The organism is Sphingomonas bacterium (genome assembly GCF_028289855.1).
In the GTDB taxonomy this organism is placed as follows: Bacteria; Pseudomonadota; Alphaproteobacteria; order Sphingomonadales; family Sphingomonadaceae; genus Sphingomonas.
This window is the reverse complement of sequence record NZ_JAQGKZ010000043.1, coordinates 1-16,621: the sequence shown is the minus strand read 5'-3', so window position 1 is coordinate 16,621 and position 16,621 is coordinate 1. Positions and strand designations below refer to the sequence as shown.

Below are 16,621 nucleotides of genomic sequence, written 5' to 3'. Positions count from 1 at the left end.
GCATGCTCGGGATGACCGGGTTCCGGCTGATCTACGCGCCGACCTTCATGCCGACCTATATCCACCGCCTGACCGGGTCGGACGCGCTGGTCGGGCTGGGCAGCGCATTGCTCCAGCTCGGCGCGACGATCTCGCCGATCTTCAGCGCGTCGCGGTTCGAGACCAAGGAGCGCATCCTCCCCTACGCGATCCGCACCGGCACGTTGATGCGGGTGATGATCCTGGGGATGGCGCTGGCCGGCTGGTTTCTGCGCGGCGACATGTTGCTGGTCGTCACGCTCGGCCTGTTCTTCCTGCTCGGTGCGTTCAACGGGACGCAGCGAGTCGCGTTCCAGATGCTGATGGCGAAGGTCATCCCGCTCCAGCGCCGCGGGCGGCTCCAGGCGTATCGCAACGTGACCGGCGGGATCATCGCGGCCGCCTTGTCCTACGCGGCGGGGCGCTGGCTGATCGGCGGCAACGTGCTCGGCAACGGCTACGCCACGACCTTCTTCGTCGCGTTCGTGCTGACCAGCATGGGGCTGACCGTGCTGCGGCTGTGGATGGTCGAGCCGGTCCCCGTCACCGTGCGCGCGCCGATGAAGTTCGTCGATCGGGTGAAGACCTTCCCGCAATTGCTCGAGGATCGCGGCTATCGCTGGTTCATCCTGGCGGAGGCGTGCTGCGTCGCCGCGCGGATGGGGACGCCGTTCTATATCCTCTACGCCGGGCAGCAACTCGGCCTGTCGGGGACGGTGATCGGCGAACTGAGCCTTGCTTATCTCGGCGCCGACACCGCGTCGAACCTGCTGTGGGGCAATCTTGGCGACCGTACCGGGTATCGCTCGACCTTCGTGCTCGCGGCGGCGATTTGGGCCGGGGCGATCGTGCTGTTGCTCACGGTCCATCACCCCTGGGCGGTGTTCGCCGCATTTTGCGGGTTGGGCGCCGGAGCGTCGGGGTATCAGATGAGCCAGCAGACGATGGTGCTCGAATTCGGCGAGCGCGCCGACGTCGCCATGCGGCTGGCGCTGTCGACGACGATCGAGGGGACGATCTCCGCGATCGGCCCGGTGGTCGGCGGGCTGGTCGCGTGGAAGTACGGCTATCCGCTGGTTTTGTGGACCTCGTTCGGGTTCCTCGGCGTCGCGGTGCTGCTCCTCATCTTTCGTGTCCGCGAACCGCGACAACGCAAGGTTGCGCCGGTACTGGAGGGCGATCTTCCCAATCCCGAAAGCATGTCATGACTCTCCCGACCCGCAGCATCGGCCAATTCACCGTCTCCGCGATCGGGCTGGGCTGCATGAACATCTGCCACGCCTACGGCACGCCGCCGTCGGAGGAGGAAGCGGGACGCCTGCTAAACCGCGCGCTCGATCTCGGCGTGACGTTCCTCGATACCGCGGCGATCTACGGCCTCGGCCAGAGCGAGCGGTTGATCCAGCGCTACGTCATGCACCGCAAAGGCGAATTCACGCTCGCCTCCAAATGCGTGATGGACGCGCCCGACGGCAAAAGCCGGGTGCTCGACGGCAGCCCGGCGGCGATCGCTGCGACGCTCGACCGCGCGCTGGCGCGGCTCGGCACCGACCATATCGACCTTTATTATCTCCACCGGCCCGACCGCAACGTGCCGATCGAAGACTCGGTCGGCGCTCTCAAGCAAGCGGTCGAAGCGGGCAAGATCGGCGCGATCGGGCTCAGCGAAATGGGCGCCGACCTGATCCGCCGTGCGCACGCGGTCCATCCGATCGCGGCGGTGCAGAGCGAATATTCGCCGATGGTGCGCAATCCCGAAGTCGCGGTGCTCGATACGTGCCGCGAGCTCGGGATCGCCTTCGTCGCCTTCTCGCCGGTCGCGCGCGGGATGCTCGCGCGCGGCGTCCGCGACGATCATTTCGAGAAGCACGATATCCGCCTGACCATGCCGCGCTTCACCGGTGAAAATCTGGCGCACAACCTCACGGTCGTGGCAAAGTTCGAAGCGCTCGCGCTGGAGGCGGGCTGTACCCCCGCGCAACTCGCGCTCGCCTGGGTGCTGGCGCAGGGCAACGATATCATCCCGATCCCGGGCACGCGCAGCATCGCGCATCTGGAAGAGGATGTCGCGGCGGCGACGATCACCGTCGCGCCGGACGTGCTCGAAGAAGCCGCGAGCCTCTTCGCCGGCACGATCCGCGGCGCGCGCTACGCCGCATTTGCGCAGGCGACGGTCGATACCGAATTGCTCCCCGGCGAAGAGCTTGCCTAGGCTTCGTCGCGCAACTGTTCGTGGTGGCGGATCACTTCGTCGATGATGAAGCGCAGGAATTTCTCGCTGAACTCGGGGTCGAGCCGCGCGTCGGCGGCGAGTTTGCGCAACCGCGCGATCTGGCGCTCCTCGCGCCCTGGATCGGCCGGGGGCAGCCCGGCCTGCGCCTTGTAGCGGCCGACCGCCTGCGTCACCTTGAAGCGTTCGGCGAGGATATGGACCAGCGCCGCATCGATATTGTCGATGCTGCTGCGATAGCCGTCCAGCACGTCGTCGCTCATCGCCTCGCCCCTTCGATTCGCTCGCCTTGTGGCGCATGCATCCCGGCATGCGCAACCTGCGCTTGCCTTCATCGCCGCGCTCCGCCACATCGCGGGCCAAGATGAGCGCCACGATCCATCGCCTCGATCCCAACCGGCCGCAGCCGAGCCTCGCGCCGATGATGACCCTGGTCGCGGCCGACATGAACGCGGTCAACGCGGTGATCCTCGACCGCATGCAGTCCGAAATCCCGCTGATCCCCGAGCTTGCCGGGCATCTGATCGCGGGCGGCGGCAAGCGGATGCGCCCCATGCTGACGCTCGCGAGCGCGAAACTGCTCGGCTATACCGGCAACCGCCACCATCGCTTGGCGGCGGCGGTCGAATTCATCCACACCGCGACCTTGCTCCATGACGATGTCGTCGACGGCAGCGACCTGCGCCGCGGCAAGCGCACTGCGAACCTGATCTGGGGCAACCCCGCGTCGATCCTGGTCGGCGATTTCCTGTTCAGCCGCAGCTTCGAACTGATGGTCGAGGATGGCAGCCTGAAGGTGCTCAAGATTCTGTCCAATGCCAGCGCGGTGATCGCCGAGGGCGAGGTCAACCAGCTCACCGCCGCGCGCCGCGTCGATCTGGGCGAGGAACGCTATCTCGACATCATCGGCGCCAAGACCGCCGCGCTGTTCGCCGCCGCGTGCCGGATCGCCGCGGTGGTCGCCGAGCGGCCCGAGGGCGAGGAGGCCGCGCTCGACGCGTTCGGCCGCAACCTCGGCGTCGCATTCCAGCTGGTCGACGACGCGATCGATTACGTCTCCGACGCCGGGACGATGGGCAAGGACACCGGCGACGATTTCCGCGAGGGCAAGGTCACGCTGCCGGTGATCCTGGCCTATGCGCGCGGCGACGAGGCTGACCGCAAGTTCTGGAAGGACGCGATCCTCGGCCACCGCGCGTCGGACGACGATTTCGCCCATGCGGTCGATCTGGTTCGCGGCACCCGCGCGATCGACGACACGCTGGCGCGCGCGCGGCATTACGGCCAGCGCGCGATCGACGCGATTGCCGGCTTCGCGCCGGGCAAGGCGCGCGACGCGATGGGCGAAGCGGTCGAGTTCGCCGTAGCGCGGGCATACTGACCGCGCCATGCGCGGCATGAAGGCCACCGACCCCGCGCCGGCCGATCCCGAGGCATGGCTCGCCGCGCTTGGTTCATGGCAACGGTCGCTGGTTGACGCGCTGCGCGCCGCGATTGTCGGGGCGGCGCCGTTTGTCGAAACGGTCAAGTGGCGCAATCTGGTTTTTGCCTCTAACGGCCCGGCCATCCTGATCCATGCCGAGGACGATCGCGTGCTGCTCGGTTTCTGGCGCGGAAAAAGACTGTGCGATCGCGAACCGGCAATGAAGCCAAGCGGCAAGTACGAGCTCGCCAACTGGACGTTTCACGCCGGCGATAGCATCGATCCCGGCCAGATCACCGAACTGGCGCGCGCCGCCGCCACGTTGAATGCCGAACTCGGCGACCCGACCCAGCTCGCCTGACGGCGCACGGTGACTCGATCGCTCGACATCGCGATCGCGGGGTGCGGACCGTGCGGGCTCGCCGCCGCGTTGCTACTCCACCGCGACGGGCATTGCGTTACCTTGTTCGAGCGGTTCGAGACGCCGCGACCGATCGGCTCCGGGCTGATGATTCAGCCGACTGGCCGCGCGGTTCTGCGCGAACTCGGGCTTGAGGACGCGCTGGTCGTGCGCGGCGCGCGGATCGACCGGTTGTTCGGGATGAACGAGTCCGGGCGGACGGTGCTCGACGTGCGCTATGCCGCACTCGACGCCCACGCATTCGGGGTCGGCATCCACCGTGCCACGCTGTTCGACTTGCTTCATCGCGCGGTGGCGGAGGCGGGGATCGCTATCGAGGGCGGGCGGACGATCGTGGGGAGCGAGCGCGGGTCGCTGCTCTTCGCCGACGGCAAACGCGCCGGGCCGTTCGATCTGATCGTCGATGCGCTGGGGTCGCGCAGTGCGCTCGCGCCGTCGGCCGGGCGCGAGCTGGCATTTGGCGCGTTATGGACGAGCCTCGATTGGGTACCGGGGTTCGACCGCCATGCGCTCGAACAACGCTATCACGCCGCCAGCCGGATGGTCGGGGTGCTGCCGATCGGGGGGAGCCAAGCGGCTTTCTTCTGGTCGTTGCGCGCCGATCGACTGGACGCATGGCGAGCCGCCGGACTGGACGCATGGAAGAGCGAGGTACGCACGCTATGGCCGGCGACCGAGCCGTTGCTCGACCAAATCTTTGACCCCGATCAATTGACGTTCGCACGCTACGCGCACCGCACGTTGCGCGATCCGCGCGAGCCCGGCCTGATCCACCTCGGCGATGCATGGCATTCGACCAGCCCGCAACTGGGGCAGGGGGTCAACATGGCGCTGCTCGACGCTTGGGCGCTGGCGTTCGCCCTGCGCGAGCGCGAATCGCTCCCCAACGCGCTGGCGCTTGCCGTGTCGCTGCGCCGCGAGCAGGTATCGATGTATCAACTGATGAGCCGGCTGTTCACGCCGGTCTATCAGTCGGACAGCACGTTATTGCCGTGGCTCCGCGACGTGATCGTAGCGCCGCTGGCGAAGACGTGGCCCGCGCCCAAGATCATGGCAGCGATGGTGGCCGGGGTCGTCGGCGGTCCGATGCGGCGGCTGGGTCTCGCCTAGCAATCGGTCCCGCAATTGCCGTCGCGCTCGATCTGGATCGTCGCGTGGCCGATCGCGAAGCGGTCATGGAGCATCTTCTGCGCGTCGGTCAGGAAGCTCTCGCCCGCCGGCGCGGCCATCACCAGATGCGCGGTCAGCACCGTTTCGGTGGTCGACATCGGCCAGATGTGGAGGTCGTGGATCGCGCTGACGCCGGGCAGCGCGGAAAGCGCTTCGGTTACCTGATCGAAATCGATCGCGCGCGGGACGGCGTTCAACGACATTTCGACCGTTTCGCGCAGCAGACCCCACGTCTGCCAGAAGATCAGGATCGACACCACGATGCTCGTCACCGGGTCGATCCACGCCGCCCCCGTCCACCAGATCGCGAGCCCCGCCAGCATCACTCCCGCCGAGACGGTCGCGTCGGCCGCCATGTGGAGGTACGCGCCGCGCAAATTGATGTCCGATTTCTGCCCGCGCGCGAACAGCCAGGCGGTGGCGGCGTTGACCAGGATGCCGACCGCCGCGACGACGACGACGACCATGCCCTTGACGTTGGCGGGCTCGCCGATCCGCTGTACCGCTTCGAACACGATCGCGCCCATCGCCATCAGCAGAAGGAGCGCGTTGAGCATCGCCGCGAGGATGGTCGAACCCTTGAGCCCGTAGGTGAAGCGCTTCGACGGCAGTGTCTTCGCCAGCGTCGCGCCGGCCCAGGCGACGCACAGCCCGAGCACGTCGCTGAGGTTGTGCCCGGCGTCGGCCATCAGCGCGACCGATTGCGCGACGAAGCCGGTGCCGAATTCGGCGATGACGAACAGGATGTTGAGCGTGATGCCGATCGCGAACGCGCGGTCGAAGGTCAGCGGGCCGTGGCTGTGCCCGCCCGGACCGTGCGAATGCTTGTGATCGTGCCCGCCGGCAGACTTTGCGCCATGATCGTGCGCAGGGTCGTGGCCGTGACCTTTATGATCGTGCGGGGCGTGCATCGTCGCCTGCCTAGCATCGGGGCGGGGTGTGATACTAGGACGCGCATAACATGAGCGATTTGCCCGTCCTTGCCGTCCTCCCCGAGCTGTTGTCGTTGCTTGCGCAAGCGTCGAACGCCGTGCTCGTTGCGCCGCCGGGGGCGGGCAAGACGACGGCGGTGGCGCCCGCGCTGCTAGGCGAATCGTGGTGCACCGGCGAAATTCTGCTGCTGTCGCCGCGCCGGATCGCCGCGCGCGCCGTCGCCGAGCGGATGGCGGCGCTGGCGGGCGAACCGGTGGGCAAGACCTTCGGCTATGCCACGCGAATGGATTCGAAGCGCTCGGCGGCGACGCGGGTGACGGTGATGACCGAGGGGATTTTCGTCGCGCGGATCCAGGCCGATCCCGAACTCGCCGGCGTGTCGGCGGTGCTGTTCGACGAAGTCCATGAGCGCAGCCTCGACAGCGATGTCGGGCTCGCCTTTGCGCTCGACGCGCAGGCGGCATTGCGGCCCGATCTGCGGATCGTCGCGATGTCGGCGACGCTCGACGGCGCGCGCTTCGCCACATTGCTCGGCGACGCGCCGGTGATCGAGAGCGAAGGGCGGAGCTACCCGCTCGACCTGCATTATCTTGGCCGCCGGTCTGAGGCGCGGATCGAGGACGAGATGGCGGCCGCGATCCGGCTGGCGCTGCGCGAGGAAGCGGGTGGGGTGCTCGCCTTCCTGCCGGGCGTCGCCGAGATCGAGCGCGTCGCCGAGCGGCTCGGCGAGCTTCCCGGCATCGCGCTGCACAAGCTCCACGGCCAGATCGCGCCGCCCGCGCAACGCGCCGCGATCGCCGCCCAGCCCGACGGCGCGCGCAAGCTCGTGCTGGCGACGAGCATCGCCGAAACCAGCCTGACGCTCGACGGGATTTCGGTGGTGGTCGATTCGGGGCTCGCGCGCCGCCCGCGCTACGACCGCGCGGCGGGGATGACACGATTGGTCACCGAACGCGCTAGTCAGGCCGCGGCGACGCAGCGCGCCGGCCGCGCCGCGCGGCTCGGGCCGGGCGTGGCGTATCGCTTGTGGGAGGAAGCCGCGACCGCCGGGCTGCCGCGCTTCGATCCGCCCGAGATTCTGGAGGCCGATCTGTCGGCGCTGGTGCTCGACTGCGCGCTCTGGGGCGTCGCCGATCCCCGGACGCTGGCGTGGCTCGATTCGCCGCCCGAGGCGGCAGTGGCGGAGGCGCGAGCGCGGCTGGCGGTGTTGGACGCGCTTGGTGCCGATGGCCGTCCGACCGCGCATGGCAAGGCGATCGCTAGGCTGCCGATGCCGCCGCGGCTCGCGCACATGCTGGTGCGCGCGGGTGAGATGGGGCTGGCGCGCGAGGCCGCCGAGGTCGCGGTGCTGCTCGGCGAGCGCGGGCTGGGCGGGCCGGGGGTCGATCTGGAGGCACGGGTGCGGCGGTTTCGCGGGGAGCGCGGGCAGCGGGCGGAAAGTGCGCGAAGATTGGCGGAGCGGTGGACCAACCTGATCCGTCATCCCCGCGAAAGCGGGGACCCAGCTCCTGCCGTCGTGGCAAGCGACACGGTTCGGGAGATGGGCCCCCGCTTTCGCGGGGGTGACGGCGTAAATGTCGCCATCGCCCTCGCGTTCCCCGACCGCGTCGCACGCCGCCGCGATGCGTCCGGCGAGCGCTGGGCGTCGGTCGGCGGGCGCGGGTTCAAGCTCGATCCGGCCGACCTCCTCGCCACCGCTGAGTGGCTCGCCGTCGGCGAGACTCAAGGGATTGCCGCCGGCGCGCGCATCCTGTCGGCGGCGGCGATCGACCAGGCGAGCGTCGAGGCGCTGTTCGCCGACCGCATCGAGACCAGACGCCGCTTCGCGTTCGATCCCGCGACCGGCGGGGTCGAGGCGGTTCGCGAACGGCGGCTCGGGGCAATCGTGCTGGCGAGCGGACCGGATGCCGACGCCGATCCGGTCGCTATCGCCGACGCGCTGGTCGAGGGCGTGCGCGCGCATGGCTTGGTGCTGCTGCCATGGGGAGAGACCGCGACCGCGCTACGCGCCCGCTCGAGGTTCGCAACGGCGCATGGCTGGGACGATGCGCTGGACGATGCGATGCTGACCGAGCGCCTCGACGACTGGCTGCCCCCGCTCGTGACCGGCAAGCGCCGCCTGTCGCAAATCACCGACGCCGATCTCGCCGAAGCGCTACGCACTCTCGTTGGCTGGGACGCGATGCGCGCGCTCGATCGCATCGCCCCGGCGCGGCTCGACACGCCCGCGGGATCGAGCGCGGCGATCGACTATGCCGCCGAGGCCGGTCCGACCGTGGAGCTCCGCCCGCAGGCGCTGTTCGGGTTGGCCACGCATCCGACCGTCGCGAACGGCGTCCCGCTCGTCCTCAGCCTGACCTCGCCCGCCGGCCGCCCGATCCAGACGACGCGCGACTTGCCGGGCTTCTGGGCCGGAAGCTGGGCCGCAGTGGCGAAGGAAATGCGCGGCCGCTATCCGCGCCATCCCTGGCCCGACGACCCCGCCGGCGCCGCGCCGACGCTGCGCACCAAAAACGCTGATGCAAGGCGCGCGAAGTAGCGTTACAGGACACCCCATGGCCAAAGCCCGCATCTATCAACGCCCCAAGAACGCCATGCAGTCCGGCCGCGCGCGGACCGATGCCTGGGTGCTCGACTTCGAGCCCGCCGAGGCGATGCGGCCCGATCCGCTGACCGGCTGGGCCGGATCGGGCGACACGCGCGAACAGGTGCGGCTGGGCTTCGCCAGCGTCGAGGCGGCGATCGCCTATGCCGAGAAGGCCGGGCTGGCGTTCAGCGTCGTTCCGGCGCCGACGCGGACGCTCAAGCTGCAGGCCTACGCCGACAATTTCCGCTAGAGTAGCGACGGCCCGATCAGCGCGAGCAGCTTGACGTCGATCGCGGTCCCCGCGGCGCGGCGCTCGGCGATGAAATTGGTCAGCCTCGCCAGCGGCACGCGATGCACGATGATATTCTCGTCCGCCGTCCCGCCGCCGTCGCTTACCTTGGTCAGCCCCTCGGCGCGGACCAAGGTGAAGCACTCGCTGACCATCCCGGGCGAGGCGTAGAAGGTGCCGAGCGACGTGACGGTCGCAGCGCGATAGCCGGTTTCCTCTTCGAGTTCGCGCGCGGCGGAGGCTTCGGCGCTTTCGCCGGCCTCTTCGTCACCAACCAGTCCGGCGGGCAGTTCGAGGCAGGCGCGGCCCAGCGGCACGCGATACTGCTCGACCAGCAAGACGTGCCCGTCGTCGATCGCGATCACCACCGCCGCCTGCGTGCCCCCGACCCGCCCGACATATTCCCAGCGGCCGCGCTTCTTCATTTCGAGGAAGCGCCCCGACCAAACCGTTTCTTCCGCCATGTCGGCGTCGGTCACGCTCACAATTCGATCAGCCGGTCGGGCAATTCGTTGACGTCGGCGTCGGTCTTGGGGAAATGCTCGGCGACGATCGCGCCGATCCGAGCGACCGCCGCCGCCATGCCCTGCGCCGGGCGCCCGGCGCGGACCTGGTCGACCAACGCGGCCATCGCGTCGCCCCAGGCTTCGGGCGGGACCTTGGCGTGGATCGCCTCATCCGCGACGATCTCGGCGAGGCGTTCGTCGAGCGAGAGGTAGAGCAGCACCCCGACCCGCGCGGCGGTGCGCTTTTCGGCGCCGACCTTGAAATAGCGGATCGCCCGCCCGCGCACGCGCGCGGCACGGACCGGTTTAGGTGTGAGCGCGATCCGCAGGCCGGGCGCACGAAAGAGGAGCAGAGACAAACCGAACATCGCCGCCTCGGCAATCAGCAAGACGGCCAGCCGCGCGACCATCGATGGCGCTTCTCCCCATCCGCCGCCCCACGCACCGAGCGGCGCATCGAGCAGGCGCGGGTCGAGCGTTGCGATCGCCACGACCAGCAGCATCGCCATCGCGCCGGCGATCAACCCGGTGTCGCGATATTCGTCCGACCGCGGGGTAATGATCGTCAGGATCTCGCCATCGGTGCCGGCTTCCGCGGCGCCCACCGCCGCGCCGACCAGTTCGCGATCCGCGTCGCTCAGAGGGAATGCCGCCATCACCATCCCCCCGACGCGCCGCCGCCGCCGAACGATCCGCCGCCGCCGCCCGAAAAGCCGCCGCCGCCCCATCCGCCGCCGCCACTGTCGGAGCCGCCGCCCCAGGACGAACCGCCGCCCCCTCCCCACGACGATCCGCCGCCCGATCCCCAATTGCCGAGGCCGGGGCCCCACAGGACCACCGGGCCTAGACCGCTGCGATAACGCTTGCCGCGCCCGCGCTCGCGCAGGCCCGACAGGATGACGAAGCCGATGATCATCGCCCAGATGATGAACCCGACCGGGAAGCCGCCGCCGCTGCCGCTCGACGCCCGTTTGTGCTGCTTGTCGAAATCGGCGATCGCGGCGTCGGTTCGCGCCTTCGCCTCGTCGGGGCTCGCACGGAGTTGCTCGATCAACGCGTCGGTCCCTGCGGTCATCGCCTCGGGCACCTGCCCGGCCTTGAGCAACGGGATCATCTTGTCGTTGATGATCACGCTCGCCAGCGCGTCGGTCACGACGGGCTCCAGCCCGTTGCCGACCTCGATCCGCGGCCCACGATGGCCGGCGGGTTCGTTCGGCGCGATGAACAGGATGATGCCGTTGTTGACGTCCTTCAGCCCGACGCCCCAGGCGCGGCCGAGTTTGTAGCCGTAATCCTCCAGCGGATAGCTCTGCAGGTCGGGGATCGTCGCCACGATCAGCTGGCGGTGCGTGTCCTTTTGCAGGGCATCGAGCTTCGCGGTCAGCGCGGCTTCGACATCGGGCGGGATGACGTTGGCGGCGTCGACCACGAAGCCTGTGAATTTGGGAAAGGTCTGCGCGGTTGCCGGCGCCGCTGCCGCGAACAGCAGCAGTGCCAGCAACGCACAAAGCCTGCGGAGCGTCATCGCCCCGATCTCCTGTTTGATACGATCAGTTCGAATTGCCGAAATTGACCGACGGCGCGGTCTCTGCGCCGGGGGTCGTCGCCTGGAACGGCACCATCGGCTTGGCGCCGTAGAAGATCTTGGCGCCGATCGCATCGGGGAAGGTACGGATGCGCGTGTTATACGCCTGCACCGCCGCATTGTAATCGGTGCGCGCGATGCTGATACGGTTCTCGGTTCCTTCCAGCTGGCTCAACAGCACGGTGTAATTGCCCTGGCTCTTGAGCTCGGGATACGCCTCCTGCAGCCGCTGCAGCGACAGCGTGATGCCGGCCTGCGCGCGCTGGTATGCCGCCATTTTGGCGGGGTCGGTAAGGTCATCGCCCGCCACCTTGACCTGGTTGGCCGATGCGCGAGCGTTGGTCACTTCGACCAGGATCGACTTCTCCTGCGCCCCGGCCGCCTTTACCGTGGCGACGAGATTGGGAATCAGGTCGGCGCGGCGCTGATACTGGTTCTGGACATCGGCCCAGCGCGCCTTGGCATTTTCCTCGGCGGTCGGCACCGAATTGATCCCGCACGCGCTGAGCGTGGCGACGATGGCGACCATGATGACGGCACGAAACTTCATGGGGATAACCCTCCTGATCCCTTGGTGATGCGCAATGTAGGAGGTCGCCAATCCGGCGAAAAGGGAAATGCGACACAGCCAGCTTGCGGGGGTGAGGAAAGCGCGCCTAACCTGCATCAGCCTGCCAACAGGAAGGGGTCGGATATGTTCAAGGAATTCAAGGCGTTCATCATGCGCGGCAACGTGATGGACCTGGCCATCGCGGTGATCATCGGCGCGGCGTTCGGCAAGATCGTCACCAGCCTGACCGACGACATCATCATGCCGTTGATCGGCAAGGTGTTCGGCGGGCTCGATTTCTCGAGCCATTTCCTGGTGCTCAACGCCGACAAGGTACCCCCCGCATTGGCCGGATCGACCGATTACGCCGCGCTCAAGAAGGCGGGCGTGCCCCTGCTCGGTTACGGCGAATTCATCACCCAGGCGGTCAATTTCCTGATCGTCGCGTTCATCATCTTCCTGATGATCCGCGCGGTGAACCGCATGATGCCGCCCGCGCCGGAAGAAGTTGCGGGCGATCCCGCCGACGTCGTGCTGCTGCGCGAAATCCGCGACGAATTACGCGCTAAGAGGGTTTAGCCCGTTCAACGAAAGTCGTGCTCCGGCGAAGGCCGGAGCGTTGGCCGGCATAGCTCCGATCGCCAACGCTCCGGCCTTCGCCGGAGCACATGTCGACGCTGATCCGGTTACGAATATATCGGCTCAGGCCGCCGCCAGATCCTCGGCGACGGCATCGGCCAGGCTCGTGCCGTCGAGGATCCGCGCGGTTTCGTCGCGGACGCGCGCCATCGCGATGCGGATCGCGCAGCTCGCCTCGCTCTTGCAATCGGCGCAGCGGCGATACGCGGTGCGGCTGACGCACGGGACGAGCGCCAGCGGCCCCTCGATCACGCGGATGATCTCCCCCAGCGAAATCAGATGCGTCGGGCGCGACAGGCAGTAACCGCCCATCTTGCCGCGATGGCTGTGGATGAAACCGGCCTCGCGCAGATCGGCGAGGATCAGTTCGAGGAACTTGCGCGGCACGTTGGCGCTGTCGGCGATTCGGTTCATCGGGATCGGCGGCCCGCCTGCCTCCGCCTCGGCCAGATAGAGCATCGCGCGGAGCGCGTAGCGGGAACGCTGCGTCAACATGGTGGGATACTTTATTACGCGACAATGTGGCGGGGGGAAGGCGGAGCGGTGCTTTTTGGCGATACAGCGTGGCTTAACCGCAACAGCTTATCTGGCGATGGCTGCGCTAATCGCGTGCGGCACCAGCCCGCTCCCCCACCCGAACTCCCATTTCAGGATACGCTGTGGGAGGTCGGGTGGGGGGGCGGGCTGGTACCGCACCGGCGCGTGAGCGCCGCAAATAGACTCCCGCACTTTTCTTTAATTCCGAAGCCCCTATATTGGCCGGGCAAGGGTTTCGGCCCGGCTATGGCGATAAACGATGGCGTATAATAGGCGCAGCGGACCCGGGGGCAGTACCCGGCGGCTCCACCAAGAGCGGTCCCTTGGACCATTCCTGACGGGGCCGAACCAGGATCGACGTGTGTTGAACGGCGCTGTCTTTTGCTCGGAATGGGACCACCGTGACGGCCCATACACAAGTGCCAACGATAACGAAGCACTCGCTATGGCGGCCTAACCCCACGGCTTAACGGCCCAAGGTTAGACTAAAATGCGCGGTTGGACCCACCGGGCAACAGAAGGGATTCCAGCGGTTCGGGGGACACCGGGCAACAGAAGTCCCCCACTGCTTCGCGCAGCGGATTAGCGCCGCTAATCCGCGCCCGGCGCGAAGCGCGGCCGGCCTCGTGAAACGAGGACCGACGGCGTGGCTTCGCCACGCCGCATCCGGCTCTTTCCCTCGCGTTTGAAATTGCGGTATGCTTTGCCCGACGAAGAATCGGAGAGCTGACATGGCAACGCTGGCGGAAGTCGATACCACCACCGAAATGGCCCCCGGCGAATGGGAAGCGCGGGTCGATCTCGCCGCGGCGTACCGGCTGGTCGCGCTGTACGGCTGGGACGACCTCATCTTCACGCATCTCTCGGCGCGCGTGCCCGGCCCCGAGCACCATTTCCTGATCAACCCGTACGACATGATGTTCGAGGAAATCACCGCCTCGTCGCTCGTCAAGATCGACACCGAGGGCAATCCGGTCGGCAAGTCGGAGCATCCGGTCAACCCGGCGGGGTTCACGATCCATTCGGCGATCCATATGGCGCGCGAGGATGCCGCCGCGGTGATGCACCTCCACACCCCGCACGGCCAGGCGGTGTCGGCGATGGAGTTCGGGCTATTGCCTCACACCCAGACCGCGATGATCGCCAAGCACAACGTCGCGTATCACGATTATGAGGGCGTCGCGACCGACCTCGACGAGCGCGAGCGGCTGGTCGAGGATCTGGGCGAGAAGCACGCGATGATCCTCAGGAACCACGGTACGCTCGCGGTCGGCAAGACCGTCGGCGATTGTTTCCTGCGGCTCTATTTCCTCGAACGCGCGTGCCAGGCGCAAGTGATGATGCTGTCGGCCGGGCTGGAGAACCTCAACAACCCGCCGCAGGGCACCGAGGAAAAGGTCGCGGGGCAGACGCCCCCGGGCGGGATGGCGATGGCGGCGCAGATGCTGGCGTGGCCGGCATTGCTGCGGAAGCTCGACCGGATCGACCCGTCTTTCCGGAACTGACGCGGTGATCGTCCCGACGGTCCGCGTCACCGACATGGCGCGGGCGGTCGATTTCTACACGCACGTGCTCGATTTCGCGCAGGTCGGGACGTGGCCCGCTATGGCCGATCCGAGCTTCAGCGTGCTGACGCGCGACGGCGCCGAGCTGCATCTGTCGAGCCATGGCGGCGACGGCGTGATCGGGCAGGCGATCGCGGTGCTGGTGCCCGAGGTCGACGCGCTGTTCGCGCAGTTCCGCGCCCACGGCCTCGACCCCGCGCACAAGCCGCAATCGCCGGTCCATCAGGGCCCGACCGACCAGAGCTGGGGCACGCGCGAATTCTACGCCGACGATCCTGACGGCAACACGCTGCGCTTCATTCGCCGCTGACCGTTCCGGGCCGCCGCCACAACTCACCGCGCGACGCCGTTTTGTTTACCCCACGGTAACGAATGCTGCGTCAATCTGGCGCCATGCTCAACCTGGCCTGCACGCTGGAAAAGTCGCCGCGCGTCGAGCAGCGCAAGTTCGGCCGCGTCGAAGTCGGGACGTCGGTCACCGTGCGTGCGCGCGAAGGTGGGCGCGAGACCGGCACGATCCAGAACCTGTCGGTCGGCGGCTGCGCGATCAGCGCGCCGGGTTATTATCCGGTCGGCGCGAAAATCTTCGTGACGATTTCCAAGTTCCAGTCGTTCGCCGGCCAGGTCGTGTGGCACGAGGAAGGCCGGATGGGCGTCCAGTTCGACATCCCGCTCCACCCCGCGGTGGTCGATCACATCGCGCGGTCGAGCGCTTGAGCACGGCGCCAAGATTTAGCGACCGCTAAATCGCGACCGGCGCCGTGCCGGCCGGCGGCGCCATGGCGCCGTCCGACGACACGGGATTTACTCCCGTGTTGGCAGTTCAGCAGCCCGTTTGCCGCTTCGCATCCGTCGATCTGGCCCGCGCCGACAAACCCTGATACCCAGCCGCCGACCGGACTCCGGCAACGCTCATACCGGGGATCAGCAGGGTGGACTCGAGGCAGCAAGACAGTGCGCTCCGCCGCTTCTGGGACGCGCTCCCGGTCGATGGCCGCGGCCTGCTCGCGCCCGCCGACCCCGCCGCCCGCCGCCTGATCGCGTTCGTCACGCGCCACCGGCTGCGCAGCGTTCCGCGCGTGGTCCGACCGGTCGTCGTCGCCGTCTCGCGATTGCTGTGGTGCCTCAAGGCGGCGTCGATGGTGCGGGTCGCGGCGCGCAAGTTCGGATTTCGCGCGCGCGAATCGCTCAGGCAATATGCCGACGCGTGCCTGTTCGGGCTGCACCCGCGCGATTCCTATGCGTGGCGGCGAACGCTGGCGGAGCGCCGGCCGGTATCGACCCGGGCGTTCTGGCAAATCCAGTCGGCGGTCGGCAATCCCGACCAGCCGGCAGTGCTCGCCGACAAGCTGGCGACCGAAGCCGCGCTCCAGAAAGTCGGCGTCGCGACGCCCAGGCTGCTCGCGGTCATTCCCGCCGGTACCGAAGCGCCCGCGCTGCCCGCCGAGGGCAGCGAAATGTTCGTCAAGCCGCGCAGCGGCCGCCGCAGCCAGAACGCGTTCAGCGTCCTGCGGCTGGCACCCGACGGCTATTGGATCGACGGCGCGCGGCGCGACCAAGCCTATGCGACCGCCCGGCTGCGCGACGCCGCCGCCAACGACGCGTTGTTGGTGCAGCAACGCCTGGCCGGCGTCCCCGAGCTTGCCGACCTCGGCACCAAAGACGGAGCACCCCCGGTGCTCCGCCTGATGACCGCGTGCGAGCCGGGCGGCGCGCCGTTCCTGCATTCGGGGTCGTTCTCGATCGTCGTGCCGGGCGAGAAGCGCGGCCACCCGTTGCGCGATACGCTCCGCGTGCCGGTAGAGATCGCGACGGGGAGCTTGCTGGCGGGCTATTGGCTGGGCGCGCCGCGCAAGCGGTTCGCGACATCGCCGTGGCATGGCGACGCGCCGATCGCCGGACGCATGCTGCCGGGGTTCGCCGCGGCGGCGCACGCGGTGGAGACCGCGGCGCGCGCCTTCCCCGGGCTGCCGCTGATCGGCTGGGACGTGATCCTGACCCCGGACGGCCCGGTGATCCTCGAAGGCAACAGCGGCAGCGATTACCTGATCGTGCGGTGGATGGGGGAGGGCGCGCCCGGCGCGGTCCCGCTGATGCACTTGTTCGCGCGCTGGGCGGCTGCGCGATCGGACCGGCGCCAGGGCTAGCGGCGCCGCGCGACGATCCGC

19 protein-coding genes and 1 other RNA gene are annotated in these 16,621 nt (G+C 68.3%); 13 read left to right on the top strand and 7 right to left on the bottom strand.

All coding sequences use genetic code 11. The annotated features are described in order from the left end of the window. Both JWM94_RS04030 and JWM94_RS04025 read left to right on the top strand, forming a co-directional pair. On the top strand, positions 1–1,226 hold a 1,226-nt coding region (locus tag JWM94_RS04030; protein WP_299422129.1), incomplete at its 5' end, for an MFS transporter. Continuing rightward, positions 1,223–2,230 (top strand): aldo/keto reductase, encoded by a 1,008-nt coding sequence (locus tag JWM94_RS04025; protein WP_299422128.1) that lies wholly within the window; start codon positions 1,223–1,225, stop codon positions 2,228–2,230. The genes JWM94_RS04030 and JWM94_RS04025, both read left to right, overlap by 4 nt. Here the strand turns inward: JWM94_RS04025 and JWM94_RS04020 are convergent. Next, positions 2,227–2,511 carry a chorismate mutase gene (locus tag JWM94_RS04020; protein WP_299422127.1) on the bottom strand — a complete coding sequence of 95 codons (285 nt, stop codon included), beginning with the start codon at positions 2,509–2,511 and terminating at the stop codon, positions 2,227–2,229. The genes JWM94_RS04025 and JWM94_RS04020 overlap by 4 nt on opposite strands. Positions 2,512–2,612: 101 nt before the next feature. Between JWM94_RS04020 and JWM94_RS04015 the strand changes: the two genes are divergently transcribed. Genes JWM94_RS04015 through JWM94_RS04005 form a run of 3 tightly spaced genes read left to right on the top strand, consistent with a single transcriptional unit; the run spans position 2,613 to position 5,202 of the window. Beyond that, complete coding sequence (locus JWM94_RS04015; RefSeq protein ID WP_299422126.1) at positions 2,613–3,629, top strand: polyprenyl synthetase family protein; 1,017 nt, start codon at positions 2,613–2,615, stop codon at positions 3,627–3,629. A gap of 16 nt (positions 3,630–3,645) precedes the next feature. Continuing rightward, positions 3,646–4,032 (top strand): DUF1801 domain-containing protein, encoded by a 387-nt coding sequence (locus tag JWM94_RS04010; protein ID WP_299422125.1) that lies wholly within the window; start codon positions 3,646–3,648, stop codon positions 4,030–4,032. Between the two features lie 9 nt (positions 4,033–4,041). After that, positions 4,042–5,202: an NAD(P)/FAD-dependent oxidoreductase gene (locus JWM94_RS04005; RefSeq protein WP_299422124.1), complete on the top strand. Its 1,161-nt coding sequence runs from the start codon at positions 4,042–4,044 to the stop codon at positions 5,200–5,202. Here JWM94_RS04005 and JWM94_RS04000 read toward each other — a convergent pair. Beyond that, the gene (locus JWM94_RS04000; RefSeq protein WP_299422123.1) at positions 5,199–6,173 is read right to left on the bottom strand and encodes a cation diffusion facilitator family transporter; all 975 of its coding nucleotides are present in this window, start codon (positions 6,171–6,173) and stop codon (positions 5,199–5,201) included. The genes JWM94_RS04005 and JWM94_RS04000 overlap by 4 nt on opposite strands. Before the next feature lie 50 nt (positions 6,174–6,223). On the opposite strand from JWM94_RS04000, the gene hrpB reads away from it, so the two are divergent. Together hrpB and JWM94_RS03990 are read left to right on the top strand one after the other, a co-directional pair. Continuing rightward, the gene (gene hrpB, locus JWM94_RS03995; RefSeq protein WP_299422122.1) at positions 6,224–8,734 is read left to right on the top strand and encodes an ATP-dependent helicase HrpB; all 2,511 of its coding nucleotides are present in this window, start codon (positions 6,224–6,226) and stop codon (positions 8,732–8,734) included. A gap of 16 nt (positions 8,735–8,750) precedes the next feature. After that, entirely contained in the window at positions 8,751–9,032 is a 282-nt protein-coding gene (locus tag JWM94_RS03990) for an ETC complex I subunit (RefSeq protein ID WP_299422121.1), read from the top strand. Here the strand turns inward: JWM94_RS03990 and JWM94_RS03985 are convergent. The 4 genes from JWM94_RS03985 to JWM94_RS03970 are packed head-to-tail and all read right to left on the bottom strand — an operon-like array spanning position 9,029 to position 11,712. Beyond that, positions 9,029–9,535 carry an NUDIX hydrolase gene (locus JWM94_RS03985; protein WP_299422130.1) on the bottom strand — a complete coding sequence of 169 codons (507 nt, stop codon included), beginning with the start codon at positions 9,533–9,535 and terminating at the stop codon, positions 9,029–9,031. The two genes, JWM94_RS03990 and JWM94_RS03985, sit on opposite strands and share 4 nt — an antisense overlap. A 17-nt stretch (positions 9,536–9,552) precedes the next feature. Further along, the gene (locus JWM94_RS03980) at positions 9,553–10,233 is read right to left on the bottom strand and encodes a hypothetical protein (protein ID WP_299422118.1); all 681 of its coding nucleotides are present in this window, start codon (positions 10,231–10,233) and stop codon (positions 9,553–9,555) included. Further along, positions 10,233–11,102, bottom strand: coding sequence for a YgcG family protein (locus tag JWM94_RS03975; RefSeq protein WP_299422116.1), 870 nt, complete (start codon positions 11,100–11,102; stop codon positions 10,233–10,235). The genes JWM94_RS03980 and JWM94_RS03975 overlap by 1 nt, the downstream gene beginning before the upstream one ends. 25 nt (positions 11,103–11,127) lie before the next feature. Further along, positions 11,128–11,712 carry a LemA family protein gene (locus tag JWM94_RS03970; RefSeq protein WP_299422113.1) on the bottom strand — a complete coding sequence of 195 codons (585 nt, stop codon included), beginning with the start codon at positions 11,710–11,712 and terminating at the stop codon, positions 11,128–11,130. 144 nt (positions 11,713–11,856) lie between these two features. On the opposite strand from JWM94_RS03970, the gene mscL reads away from it, so the two are divergent. Further along, on the top strand, positions 11,857–12,291 hold the full coding sequence (mscL, locus tag JWM94_RS03965) for a large conductance mechanosensitive channel protein MscL (RefSeq protein WP_299422110.1): 435 nt from the start codon (positions 11,857–11,859) through the stop codon (positions 12,289–12,291). Positions 12,292–12,414: 123 nt separating this feature from the next. On the opposite strand, the gene JWM94_RS03960 is transcribed toward mscL, so the two are convergent. After that, a complete protein-coding gene (locus tag JWM94_RS03960) occupies positions 12,415–12,846 on the bottom strand; it encodes an Rrf2 family transcriptional regulator (protein ID WP_299422106.1) in 432 nt (143 codons plus the stop codon). A gap of 230 nt (positions 12,847–13,076) precedes the next feature. Here JWM94_RS03960 and ssrA point away from each other — a divergent pair. From ssrA to JWM94_RS03935, 5 genes are all read left to right on the top strand, one after another. Then, positions 13,077–13,455: a transfer-messenger RNA gene (gene ssrA / locus JWM94_RS03955) on the top strand. Positions 13,456–13,619: 164 nt separating this feature from the next. Next, the gene (locus tag JWM94_RS03950) at positions 13,620–14,393 is read left to right on the top strand and encodes a class II aldolase/adducin family protein (protein ID WP_299422103.1); all 774 of its coding nucleotides are present in this window, start codon (positions 13,620–13,622) and stop codon (positions 14,391–14,393) included. A 4-nt stretch (positions 14,394–14,397) separates the two neighbouring features. Further along, positions 14,398–14,763 (top strand): VOC family protein, encoded by a 366-nt coding sequence (locus JWM94_RS03945; protein ID WP_299422100.1) that lies wholly within the window; start codon positions 14,398–14,400, stop codon positions 14,761–14,763. A gap of 62 nt (positions 14,764–14,825) precedes the next feature. After that, positions 14,826–15,170 (top strand): PilZ domain-containing protein, encoded by a 345-nt coding sequence (locus tag JWM94_RS03940; protein WP_299422097.1) that lies wholly within the window; start codon positions 14,826–14,828, stop codon positions 15,168–15,170. Positions 15,171–15,385: 215 nt separating this feature from the next. Continuing rightward, the gene (locus JWM94_RS03935; protein ID WP_299422093.1) at positions 15,386–16,600 is read left to right on the top strand and encodes a sugar-transfer associated ATP-grasp domain-containing protein; all 1,215 of its coding nucleotides are present in this window, start codon (positions 15,386–15,388) and stop codon (positions 16,598–16,600) included. Positions 16,601–16,621: the final 21 nt, after the last annotated feature.